This window comes from Yaniella halotolerans DSM 15476, assembly GCF_000420805.1.
GTDB classification, from domain to species: Bacteria; Actinomycetota; Actinomycetes; order Actinomycetales; family Micrococcaceae; genus Yaniella; species Yaniella halotolerans.
On sequence record NZ_ATVQ01000001.1, the window covers coordinates 1248434 to 1260840 of the forward strand.

At 57.2% G+C, this 12407-nt stretch carries 9 protein-coding genes; 3 read left to right on the plus strand and 6 right to left on the minus strand.

What is annotated here, in order from left to right; translation table 11 throughout:
* Positions 1–79: 79 nt before the first annotated feature.
* The gene (locus G583_RS0106055; RefSeq protein ID WP_022870295.1) at positions 80–1690 is read right to left on the minus strand and encodes a vWA domain-containing protein; all 1611 of its coding nucleotides are present in this window, start codon (positions 1688–1690) and stop codon (positions 80–82) included.
* 218 nt (positions 1691–1908) lie between these two features.
* Positions 1909–4761 carry a helix-turn-helix transcriptional regulator gene (locus G583_RS17055; protein ID WP_156832059.1) on the minus strand — a complete coding sequence of 951 codons (2853 nt, stop codon included), beginning with the start codon at positions 4759–4761 and terminating at the stop codon, positions 1909–1911.
* 194 nt (positions 4762–4955) lie between these two features.
* Between G583_RS17055 and G583_RS0106065 the strand changes: the two genes are divergently transcribed.
* Positions 4956–5369, plus strand: a complete 414-nt coding sequence (locus G583_RS0106065) for an acyl-CoA thioesterase (RefSeq protein ID WP_022870297.1) — start codon at positions 4956–4958, stop codon at positions 5367–5369.
* A gap of 4 nt (positions 5370–5373) precedes the next feature.
* Here the strand turns inward: G583_RS0106065 and G583_RS0106070 are convergent, their stop codons facing one another.
* Both G583_RS0106070 and G583_RS14680 read right to left on the minus strand, forming a co-directional pair.
* A complete protein-coding gene (locus G583_RS0106070; protein WP_022870298.1) occupies positions 5374–6000 on the minus strand; it encodes a response regulator in 627 nt (208 codons plus the stop codon).
* A complete protein-coding gene (locus G583_RS14680) occupies positions 5997–7361 on the minus strand; it encodes a sensor histidine kinase (RefSeq protein ID WP_022870299.1) in 1365 nt (454 codons plus the stop codon). The genes G583_RS0106070 and G583_RS14680 overlap by 4 nt, the downstream gene beginning before the upstream one ends.
* A 149-nt stretch (positions 7362–7510) precedes the next feature.
* Between G583_RS14680 and G583_RS0106080 the strand changes: the two genes are divergently transcribed.
* Together G583_RS0106080 and G583_RS0106085 are read left to right on the plus strand one after the other, a co-directional pair.
* The gene (locus G583_RS0106080) at positions 7511–8617 is read left to right on the plus strand and encodes an ABC transporter permease (protein WP_022870300.1); all 1107 of its coding nucleotides are present in this window, start codon (positions 7511–7513) and stop codon (positions 8615–8617) included.
* A 59-nt stretch (positions 8618–8676) separates the two neighbouring features.
* Entirely contained in the window at positions 8677–9435 is a 759-nt protein-coding gene (locus G583_RS0106085; RefSeq protein WP_022870301.1) for an ABC transporter ATP-binding protein, read from the plus strand.
* Positions 9436–9477: 42 nt separating this feature from the next.
* Here the strand turns inward: G583_RS0106085 and G583_RS14685 are convergent, their stop codons facing one another.
* Positions 9478–10212: a PspA/IM30 family protein gene (locus G583_RS14685; RefSeq protein WP_022870302.1), complete on the minus strand. Its 735-nt coding sequence runs from the start codon at positions 10210–10212 to the stop codon at positions 9478–9480.
* A gap of 75 nt (positions 10213–10287) precedes the next feature.
* Positions 10288–12351 carry a TPM domain-containing protein gene (locus tag G583_RS0106095; RefSeq protein ID WP_022870303.1) on the minus strand — a complete coding sequence of 688 codons (2064 nt, stop codon included), beginning with the start codon at positions 12349–12351 and terminating at the stop codon, positions 10288–10290.
* Positions 12352–12407: the final 56 nt, after the last annotated feature.

Consider the following 12407-nt stretch of genomic DNA (forward strand, 5'->3'; position numbering starts at 1 on the left):
AATAATTTGTTGATGAGTAATTTATGCTCGTACTCCGAGCAAACTTGTGTCCTGTGAGACTGCGTTGCAGCCAGTTCTTCTAGAGGTTTGGTGTGACGGCTCCGGAAGCCGTACAGGTCATTGACTCGCCGACTTCTAAGGTCTCAGCCGGACATACGACCTCGTTGCTGCCGGGTGCATCGTCGACCACCTCGATGTTGTGCAAGATCGTCTCACCGGTGTTCTCTACCTCGTAAGTCCAGGTGATCTTCTGGCCCCTAGGGACCTTGGTTTCCTCCGAGACCAGCTGTGTTGCACCCTCGAGCTCGTCTGCGGTTGGTGTGTCCCAACCGAGTTTCTCAATGGTGATGTCTGGTTCCAGCGTTGGTTCGCAATTGAGCTCCTTGGCCAAGGAAGTCATGAAATTCTCGAGCTCGCCCCACTCCAAACGTGCATAATCTGCTGCGGCTGTGGCGGCGGAAGAGTCAGCACTATATTCGGTAGGTCCAGAGATTGCTCTCAAGTTCTCGGAGTCGCTCCCCGCACTGATTGCGACGACCCGAGAGCCGGTAGCTTTCAAAGCATTGGCCGAGAAGATAGCCTCTTCAAGGGCCACCATTTGAGTAAAATTCCCGCTTCCGCTACTTCCCTTGCCGTGTCCATGGTCGGTAGGGTTCTTTCCGGTTATGACAATGGTGAGGTCGTATTTCTCCTCGGCTGCAGCAACTTGCCACAACCCAAGGTCCCAGTTTGAGTGGTTTCCACGGGTTTTATATGAATCGATTGCTCCACCGATCTTTTGCTTATTAGCGGCGTCGATGGTTGTAGACGAAAGCTTTTGGCCGCTGTTGCCCGGATTGGAAAAAGCGTGAATTGCAATCGAGGAACCGGTGCCGTTCATAGACTCAACAAATTGATGAGCTGCGTTCTTTACCTTGCCCTCGTTCATCTCCTTGGATTGGTCGAGCACAAGTGCAATATTCATGCCGGGTTCACATGTACCGAGTTGCGGATTGTCGCGAGAGTTCTGCCAGATGCCGGAGATCGCATGACGGTTGTTGCCGTTCTGTACATCACCCGTGAAGTTCTTTCCAAGCTCGTAGGTCTTTCCTGCTTGCAGCTGGTTGCCGACATGAAACTGGTATTCGCCTGATGAGTTGCCTGAAACGGTGAGACTCTCATTGGCGTACCAACCCTCTGGAGCAGCTGCCTGTACAACCCAGAACGAGTCGAAGTCGGATTCAGCGACAGTAAATTCACAGATGCCCTGGGCATCCGAAATACAGGTTGCCCAGTGTGCATCGACCGGGTTGTTCTCCGGCCCGGCAGCATCACCTTTATTCAAGCGAAGTTCTACCCCGGCAAGGCCAGCAACATTAGAAGCACTTGTGCGATCTCCACCAACCTGGACCTGAATGATGGCTTCACCGGTTGCGGTTGCACTGAAGGCTTGTGGGGTGGGTGTTTCCTGAGCCTCGGCATTCGGCGTTGCTTCGGGCTCAGGTGTGCTTTCCTCTGCAATAACCTCGGTCTCTACCGGTTCTGGTGTGACTTCTTCTTCGACTGGCTCGAGTGTTTGGTTCTCGGCGGGAGTAGCTGCTGCTGATGCTGCGGTGCCGAAGATACCGGTGAACAGCAGCATTGCGCCAAGCAATGCTGCGGCAATCCTCCGGCTCGTGCGAGCACGTGTGTCTTCAGCGGGGGTCACCACAGCTGGCAGGCCTTCTCTCTTCGTATTGTCCTTCGTTCCGTAATGCTCGTTTACCGCACCAGCGGTAATCGTTCATCAGGAGTACATGTGGTTAATACTTTAGAAAGCTGCAGAGCTCAGCACACTAGCCTTAGGGCTAGTCTAAGTGTTTGAATTTTGAAGTAGTTCGACTAGGTTGTGCCTAGCCGGTTGCGAGATCGTTAGATTTGAGGCCGGAATTAGTGACGTGAGGTGGCTTCTGTCGCGGATTGCGATGCTGATGCATTGCGTAGGAGCGGGCCAACTTCGGCACGCGATGACAGCTCCAGTTTCCGAAGAATGTTGGAAACGTGAAAGCGAGCCGTAGCCATGGAAACATACAGCGACTCGGAGATTTCCCGGTTCGAACGTCCCTCGGCCAGGAGCCTGGCAACTTCTCGTTCTCGTTCGGTCAGAGCCGCCAGTGCACTCGCCCGAACACTTTGATTGTGTTCCCGCGCCCCATCCAGTTGTTGCCGCGCCGCTGGTAGATAGGCTTCTGCTCCGATCTCTTGAAGCGTAGCAACAGCTTCTTGGAACACTGTAACCGCTTGGTCAGGATGCCCTGTGGTTTGGAGGAACATTCCGTAGTCAAGTGCGGTCAATGCCCACGGAAGAGGGTAGTTCCTCTCTTCGAGGGCAAATTTATACATATCCTGCGCCACATTAGTCTCCCCGTTGGCCTGAGCTAGCCGGGCTTGTAGCCATTCGAGGGTTCCACAATATTCAAACCACGAGATTCCTCGACGTGCCGCAAGTTCAGAGATGAGCTCTTCGGCGTCCGCTGTACGGTCCAAAGAGATCAGCGCATGAGCTCTATGCGTGAGGAAACCTCGCTGAGTATTGGAGATCGTTTCGATACCGGGTGTAGAAGTGATCTGCTCGAGAGCTTCTGCGTCCTGCTGGACACGGGCGATTTCAGCTTTTGCCATGATCCGCAGGTCTCGCCCATAGAGCTCCCAACGCAACTCTTTGAGGCGTGCGGCGAGTGAAATATACGTGCTGGGATCTTCCTGTGTGGTGATGGCAAGAAGGGAAGCGTGTAAAGCCGCGCCCGTCAGACGCGCTTCAAGTTCTAATGTTTCGTGGCTGATCTTTTCCAGGTCATCCAAGGCGCGCTTCGCCTGGTCGTACCGTCCAAGAAGGAGCGACGTGTGAGCCAGGATCACATACGGTGTACCGCCCGCCCACGGTTCGCCGTCCACACGGTCAAATAACTCGACGGCTTCGGTAGCGATATCGTGGGCCAACAGAATATTTCCTGTGGACATGGCGGCGTTGGCTAGCGGTGCGAGGCAGTCAATCTTGATCGGTATATCAGGCAGCGAGGAAGCCCGTTCTAATCGGGCTGGCAAGACTTCCCGGGTGGCCTGAATTTCGCCGTTGAGGTGCCAGTCGACCACCTCGTAGCAATCCAGCAGCAGAATGCGTTCCTGGGGTGTCACAATCCACCCCAGGCGAGCATCACTCAGTTCGTCGGGGTGCTGGGGGCCTTCTGCGAAACGGATCTTTGCCTCATCAATACGGTCTTGCATTTTTCGACGATTCGGGCTCCGGATCGTCATCAACGCCAACATGAAAGTCAGGTGCGCCTGGAGTGCTGCTTCATCGGGGGTTGAGCTGGGAACCTGGAGCACAGCATGCAATCGGCGCCAGGGGTACGTTTCATTGACCAGGTAGACCCGGAGCATCAGGACCAAGAACTCACGGAGCATGCTGGGTGGAAACGTCTCGATTTCGCGCAGTAGGTCAAGACAGAGGTAGCCTCTTTTTGCTCTGAGGTTGAGTAGCACCAGTTGGATGATGAGCTGTTGTCGGTCTGCGGGGTCGTCTGCAAGCTCCAGTGCCATGCGAAGTATCTCAGATGCATTCGAAATTTGTCCGAGTTCAATGGCCCCCGGAATGTAGGCTTCAAGACACTGTTTGAGGTCAGCGTTCCAATCCTTTGCTCCCTTGAAGCGGTGTCGGATGGATCGATACCCTTCGGTGAGGCCCGCCAGCACCTGATGAACCTCTTGAGCAAATGCTGGATCTGCCACGTCGCGTACAGCAGAAGCAATCAGCGTATGTTTCGGCACAATGTACCGCCCAAAACCAGACTCCATGATGACGCCGGCGCGGATTGCCTCGTCGGATTTGTCGGGGACTCCTAAGCGTTCCGCGGCGGTGCACAGTGTGTCTGATGAAATCTCATGGGCGGCTAGCGACACGATCTGCATGACTTGTTGTGCACCCGGGCTGAGTTCTTGATAGCTGCTCAACAGCGGATTTTCCAGATCAACATTGCGGATCGGCATATCCCAGGTTGTGTGGAGCTGACTGATTTCTTCTGCAGTGACCTGGTCGAAGATGCTCTCGACGCCGAGGAAAGAGCCGCCGGTTAGCTCGCGGAGTTTCGTGGCGTTTCGCCGAGATATCGTCACGCCAAATCGATCAATCGCTAGGGCTAGGATTTCGTCTTCAGTGAGGGGTTCCAGCGTGATGTGATGATCTTCCGGATGCGTCGGTGCCGCCATAGCAAGGAGCTCGCCGAGGGATCCCGGTGGGTGAGGCGTGATGGCTCCGAAGACCATCAGTACATTGCGCCGGTGAACGCGGGGGATCATATGGCGCAGCACGCGCACTGATTTCGGGTCGATCCATTGCGTGTCGTCGATAATGATGATGCGTCCCGCACCCTCGCAACCGTTGAGGATGAGTCGCACGCACTCTCTTGCGACCTCAATCGGTTGGTGATCGTCGTCCGGTTGGAAGTCCCAGTCGTTGGCAATCCCGGACAATAAGAGCCGTTCGATGAAGCTGTACGGTTCGCCTCGTTCGATGTAGTCCGCGCTGACGTGTGTGACGTTCCAGGCCGGAGGTTCTTTTGCAGCGACCGAAAACTGTCGGAGAAAGTGCGTGGTACCCATCCCGAACATGCCGTCAACCAGCACCGTCCCACCGCCATTGGCGTAGGCCTTGTCAAGAATTTCGGTGACTGTCTGACGTCGGGTCGCTATTGGGTTCCGTAGAATGTTTTTCCTTCCCCAGTGGCCTGGATATGACGCACTCAAACCGCCGCCCACCAGAGATTTTGCGGTTTGTTAACTATAATATTCAACCTCTACCACTTCTGTGGTAACAGCTCGTACCATGACGTAACCTAAGGCTTCCGACGGAGTGAATGTTTGGTGAGCTACTTGAATGACGGTCTCCACGAGCTAATGTAGTGTCGAACACAATTTCGCCAGATAACACAGGAGAAACATTGTCGCAGGCACCTGAAAATGCATTAGAGCTCAACATCGAATTGCGCTGGTCAGATCAGGATTTGATGGGACACGTGAATAACGCGCGGATCATGACGCTCGCCGAAGAAGCACGCATTCGGTCGATGGAGAAGCTGCAGCGTGCCGCGGGATCCGATGCGCCGTTTGACGCAGTACTGAGGACTTCGAACACTGATTTTCTTGCACCGTTGATGTACCCGGGCGACTGCGTCGTTCGTGTGTGGATCTCGAAAATCGGCAACACGTCCTTTGTGATGCAGCATGAGCTGAGCCAGAGCGGGAAGGTTGCCGCGACCGTCGAGGCGGTGGTCGTGATGTTCTCCAGTACGACGCAGGCGCCGATGCAAATTACCGATAACGTGCGCAAGGCATTGGAGTCCGTGTCGGCCTAGTCCGCTAGATGAGTCGCTGTTCGCGGGCCATATTGATCGCCGAAGTGCGGTTGGTGACGCCCAGTTTTTGATAGATGTGCACCAGGTGAGTTTTCACGGTTGCCTCAGAGATGAACAACGACTTGGCCAGTTGCTTATTGGTGGCCCCGGTCGCCAATTGCGCTAATAACTCGACCTCACGCGACGACAAGCTCAGCTTTGGTTGCTGCATGCGGGTCATCAACAGGGCGGCGACCTCGGATGACAGGGTTGGCTTGCCCGCTGCGGTATCCACGATGGCTTGGCGCAGTTTCTCGGGTGCCGCATCTTTGAGCAGGTACCCCTTGGCCCCGGCGTCCACAGCGGCCAACACATCCGACTGCGTGTCGTAGGTGGTCAAAATGAGCACCGGCGGACCGCTTTGGGCAGTGATGCGTTCGGTGGTGGTAATCCCGTCGAGTCCGGGCATTTCAATATCCATCACGACGACGTCGATGCCCTCATGCACCTTGGTCAGAGCTTCTGCGCCGTCGGCGGCCTCACCGACCACCTGGACTCCCTCAAAACCTTCGAGTAGCGCTCGCAGTCCGGTGCGGACCACCGGGTGATCATCAACGAGGAGCACTGTGATGGGTTGTGCTGGGTCGGTCACAAGATCTCCTGGGTCTCGGTGGAAAGTGGTGCGGCGCTGGTCAACGGGATCCGTGCGGCTAACACGGTGCCTTCGCCCGGTGCCGACTCAACGGTCAGCGTGCCTTTGAGAGTATTCAGGCGTTGCTGCAGACCGTAGAGCCCATATCCGGTATGACGGTCGCCGTCATCGGTGTGGTCTGTGGCTGAGAACCCGGGTTCGAAGGTTTCCGGGACGGAGAATCCGATGCCATCGTCAAAAATATCGACGGTGAGTTCTTCGTGCCAAATCCCCACCGTGATGACCGCTTGGGAGGCTGCGGCATGGGCGGCAACGTTTCCAAGGGCCACTTGGACGGTACGTAAGACAGCGGAACGCATGGTTTTGGTCAATTCAGCCGGTGACTTTTCGCCCTCCCAGCGCAGCAGTGTGCTCAGCGGCTGATTGCGGACGGCGAGTTCCGTTTCGTAGCGGGCGGTCAGCTGTTCGAGTTCGGTGACCAGCGACGTATCGGGGTCGGCGGTTGCTAAATGTCGCACAAATTCGCGGGCTTCGGTCAGATTCGCGCTCGCAGTGTCCTCGATGGTGTCGAGTGCCTGCCGAGTGGAATCGGGGAGCTGGTGTTGACCTGCCGCGCGCGATAACAGCAGGATCGAGGAAAACCCCTGGGCCAGGGTGTCGTGGATTTCGCGGGCCAGGCGTTCGCGCTCTTCTAATTGGCCGGCACGGTGTTCGGTGGCGGCAAGATCGGTTTGGGCGGCACGCAGGGCTGCGGCTACCCGCTGGTGGTGTAGCGCCTGGTCCAGCAGGTGGCGGTAGGCGGCAGATACGAGGACGGCTAGCACCGCACCGATCCCGGGCCCCAGAATAGAGGCGATTTCGGGGAATTGCGGCCCGGACGCGCGCACCGCATCCCACCACGGCAGCACCCAGGTGGCCGCCCACAACAGGACGACCGCGATGACCCCGGAGATCGTACCGAGCAGGTACAGGTATAAAAACATGAGTGGAAACGCGACCCACACAAATGCCGGGCTGAAGACCAACAGCACCAGCCACAGCACGGTGATCACGGCTAACCAGCTCCACACCATGAGCTTGGGTGCAGCCGTTCCGGTACTGGCCGGCAGACTCCCGGCGGCTGCGGTGTCACTGCGGTACCGCCGGTATTCTCGCGAGGTGCCCAGCACATAGACCAGTGCCAGCACGACCACCAGGAATATGATCACCAGTCGGTGGTGCATGGGTGGAGCGCTGACGCCGTCGCCGGGCATGAACGCACGCACTAGGCCCAGTGCCAATAGCAGCGCGAACATCACGTGCAGCCCGATGCGCAGGGTACGCAGAATCGGGGAGCGTTCCGGGGCCGAGACGATAGTCATGTCTCTAACGTAGCGAAAAATGGGCCACGCTGAATCAACCGAAGGGTTGATGGGCAAATCAACCCATCCCCCGATGTATCCAGGGGCGGAAAAAACCAGACTGGAATCAGTACCAAAGACAACGCAGAACGTTACTAGGGGATGACTCCATGTTTGTAGGATTACGCGAAATCCGGGCCGCCAAAGGGCGGTTCACGCTGATGGGCGCCGTGGTCGGTATGATCACGCTGCTGCTGGTAATGCTCACCGGGCTGACCGGCGGGCTCGGTGCCCAAAATACGGCGGGCTTGGACGCGCTGAACCCGGAGCGCTACGTCTTCGGCAACGCGCAGGTGGATGAAGTACCAGAAGATCCAACCTTCGCAGAGTCCTCGGTGACCTCGGCTGACCAGTCGGAGTGGACTGAAACCACCGGTGTTGAGAACGCCGTGCCGGTTGGCATGTCGCAGACCCTGCTGACCGGGGAATCCTCCGGTTCCGTCGCTGTGTGGGGCATTCCCGAAGATTCCGGGCTGGTTGAGCACACCGCGTCGTCGGCGGTCACCGGTGCGACCGAACCCGATGCAGATGGCGTGGTCATTTCCGAATCCATCGCCGAAGAACAGGGACTGCAGGTCGACGACGAAGTGACCATCGGCCCGATTGACCTGACCGTCCAGGGCATCGTTGAAGATCAGTGGTACTCACACTCGGGCATTGTCTGGGTGACCACCGAATCCTGGCAAGCCATCAGCCACGCCGGTGACGACGTCGTTGGTACTGTGCTGGCAGTGTTCGGTGATGAAGATGCGGCAGCCTGGGATGCCACCGCACAGGACACCGCGACGGTGAGTACCGGGGTGTCCGAATCCTTCCAGGCGCTGCCCGCCTACTCCTCCGAATCGGGCTCGCTGACCATGATGCAGGGCTTCCTCTACGCGATTTCCGCGCTGGTGATCGTCTCATTCGTGACCGTGTGGACCATTCAGCGCACCCGTGACCTTGCAGTGCTGCGAGCCCTGGGTGCCTCGGGTGGCTACCTCATGAAGGACTCGCTGGGTCAGGCCGCCGTCATTCTGGCGATCGGTGTTGTCGCAGGCGCGGGTCTCGGCGCTGGACTGGGAACACTGGCCGCTTCGGCTGTCCCAGTGAGCTTGTCAGTATTGACCATCGTCGGACCCGCCATCGGCATCTGGGTTCTGGGCATCCTGGGATCAGCGCTCGCGGTACGCCGCGTCTCCAATGTCGACCCCTTGCTGGCACTTGGCGGCAACTAAGCCGCTCCGCCAAAGCACACGCAGTTTGTTTCGATCAGTTTGAGAAAGGGGCTTTTGCTATGACCAGCACACAGCACCGCAAGTCAAAAACTTCAACCGCTACCGTCGATCTACGTCAGGTCAGCCTCGTCTACCCGGACGGCCAGAACCCCGATGGTACACAGCGCACCATCGCGGCGTTAGACCAGGTCGATTTCACCGCGAATAAGGGCGAGCTGACCGCACTGATCGGCCAATCCGGTTCCGGTAAATCCTCGCTGCTGTCCGTTATCGGTGCACTCGTGCAACCAACCTCGGGCACCGTGACGGTCGGCAACACTAGTGTTCGTGAACTCAACGACTCGCAACAAGCTCAGCTACGCCGCGATACCGTTGGCCTGATTTTCCAACAACCGAACCTGCTGAGCGCACTGAGCGTACGAGACCAGTTGCTCGTCACCGATCACTTGCGGGGACTTCGCGGCGCCAAACTCAAAGCACGCAGGACCCGCGCCGAAGAGCTTCTGGAGGTTGTGGGACTCCAGGATATGGCCGACCGAAAAATCCACGCCCTGTCAGGTGGGCAGCGTCAACGTGTCAACATTGCTCGTGCCCTGATGGGGACCCCGCAGGTACTGTTGGCCGATGAACCGACCTCCGCGCTAGACCAGTCACGCTCTCACGAGATCATGCAGCTGCTCCAGCGTCTTACCAAGGAATTCTCAGTCGCCACCGTGGTCGTGACCCACGATACCGGGCTCGTCCAGTATGCCGATCAACAGGTCACGCTCTCCGATGGGGAAGTGGCCTCAGCCGAACGACTCGTGTCCGTGGGCTAGCTTGGCTGCCGAGCAGGACAGGGCGCACACTGTGATCCGAGCTTAGTTTTCGATTTGTTGTTGTGGCTGACCGGCCTTTAGCGCAGCCAAGCGTGCCTCAACTTCGGTTTGGTGACCGAGGTCTTCCAGCTCTTCGAACTGTGCGTCCAACGTGGAATTCGCGAGCTCTTCCTGACCGCGCACACGGGCTTCCTCCCGGCGAATCTTGTCTTCAAACCGGGAGAGCTCAGAGGTCGGATCGAGCATATTGATCGATTTGACCGCGTCCTGGACCTGGGCTTGGGCTTGGGCAGCCTTGGACCGAGCAACCAGTTCGTCGCGACGGCTCACCAGCTCCTTGTGCTTCTGCTTCATCCTTTCAAGGCCGGCTTTGAGCTTTTCCACGACCTCGGTTTGAGAGGCAATGGAAGGTTCTGCATCCTTGGCTGAGGATTCTGCGGACATCTGTCGCTCAATGGCAACCCGTGCGAGTTTGTCGAACTTTTCGGCACCGGCAGGATCATTTTTTGCACGGAATTCATCGGCCTTAGTGGATGCGGCGAGCGCTTTCTGTCCCCAGGTATTAGCTTCTTCGCGATCCTCGCGGTAATCCTCTTCAGCGAGGCGCAGGTTACCGATCGTTTGGGCGATGGCAGATTCTGCTTCAGAAATATTAGCCGTGTAGTCGCGGATCATCTGATCCAACATTTTCTGTGGGTCTTCGGCGGAGTCCAACATCGCGTGAATGTTGGCTTTCGCCATTTGAGTGATGCGTCCCAGGATGGATTGTTTCGCCATATTCGGTACCTTTCATGCGTTCCGGACTGTTGTCGGATAGTCGCGGTTTCTGCAATCTTATGTGATCTTTAGGTGTTAGAAGCTTCCGCCACTGCCACCACTGAAACCTCCACCGCCTCCGAGGCTGCCGCCAAAGCCGCCACCGGAACCGCCGAAGAATCCTCCACCACCTCGTGATGGGCCACCAAAACCGTGACCGCCACCCGAACTGGTAGGGGTCCCACCAAAGATTTGGCCTAGCAGCAGGCCGCCGAGCATCGCACTCATATTGGAGCCGCCGTGTCCTCGATGATGGTGGTCAAAGTCTTGATAATTTGCTTCTGCTTGTTGTTGCGAAATGCGAGCTAAGTGCAGCGATTTTTGCGCCTCGGCGATCGCTTGCTCAGGATCGCTCTCGCTCAACTTTCTGGCACTGGAAAAGTGTGTTTGAGCAGCTGAGAGCTTGGTTCGTGCATCGTGGCGAACTGCCCCTCGCCGCCGACGGATATACGACTCTGCCGTATCGATAGCCGATTGTGCCTTGGCCATGGCGGGCTCAAAATCACGCCGGGCGGCTTTCACACGCTGCTGTTGGTCACGCAGCGGCTGTAGCGCGTCCTCCAGCGGATCTAAGGTGTTATCAAACTCTTCCAGATCCTTCATAGGATGCTTGCTTGGCAGTCGTGCCGCGATGGCTTGTGTGACATGTTCCAGTGCTGCAATACGTTTCGGCAGCTCGGCGTCGGTACGGTGTTGGGTGGCAAAATTCTTGGCTTCGGTCAGCAGATGCCTGGCCTGTTGCACTTCGATGTTGAGCTGGCGCTGCGCCTTATCCAAGTGGGAGGGCAAAAGATTGATCGACGCGAAGATATCTCGGAGTTCTTGCGTCGTATTCTCGGCCTCATGAATGTTCCATGCAGCTTGTGACCGATCTGAGTTATCTAACGCCTCTTGTGCCGCGGCGATTTTCTCTTGTCCAAACGTCAAGAGCCCTTCGGCCTGTTCAAGATTCCCAATACCGTCCTCGATGGCCTTGGGACCATAGTCGGCTTTCAGACGGTCCATCGTGGCGATGGCCTGTCGTTGTTGTGTGACAAGTGGATCAAAGGCTGCTCGGACACCTTGCAGCGCTTCCGGCGCGTTCTTCTCCAGGTCACGCAGCTCTTCGAAGTCGTGTTCGTGCGCCTGGAGTGACGACATGACCTTGGCTGAACGATCGAGTATTTCTTTCAACCAGGCCCGCTGGTCTGCTTCCGTATCCGGAATATGGTCATCGAGCTGATACTGCAGCTGAAAGGACTGCCGCATATGCTCTTTGGCCTCGGCGAGGTCCTGTTGGAATACTTGAACTGATGCATCGCCGTAAGATGCCTGGGCGAAACCGATTTCTTGTTCGGCGGTCGTGATAGCGTCATCGGCCTGGATAAGCGCCGAGCCCGCTTGCGTGCGCAACTCATCGACCGAGGTATTATCCCGCGGATCTACGGCTGTATTCTGGCCCGAGCGCACCCTGTGCTGCTGGGAGAAAGCCTTGCGTTGTTTCGAGCGGCGATACCAGAGGACTGCGACCACGCCGGCGATGACCACGAATATGAGGGCACCAAGCGCCAACAGAATACCGATGATGCCCAGACCGATCGCTGAACCCTCAAACTCTTCTTCGTCTGTATCGTCATCCAACTCACCGATGGCTGCGGTTTCTAACCCTTCGATGGCCCCCTGGCCAGCACCGAACCAGTCGCTGTCAGACAGTGCGGGCAAAACGAACTCACGATCAATCGCGGACTGATACTGCCGGAAGGGACCGTCGGCATGTGCGACAAAGTTGTAGAGACGATCTTCGGTGGCAATCGCCAGAAGATTATCGTTGGTCCCGAGCTGTTTTTGAGCAGCGACTTCGGCGACCCACTCTTCGGGCTCTGACGGGTTCTCAAAGTTCGAAACAAACAACAGAAACAGTGTGGTGCCATGATCCGCTTGCAGCTCACGCACCTGCTGCGACAGTTCGTCCTCTTCACCCGAGGACAGCACATCGGCGTCATCCACCACAAAAGTACCCGGCGGAATGGTGACCGGCTCGGCTGCTTGGGCCGGTGCGCTAAAGCCGAGCAGGAAGAAGGACGACGCGAGCAGCGCTATCCCAAGTTTTCTGAAGATCATGGACCCACCTTTTGCTTGGATTGGGTATCTGGGGACAAGTTTAGGCTCATTTTCTG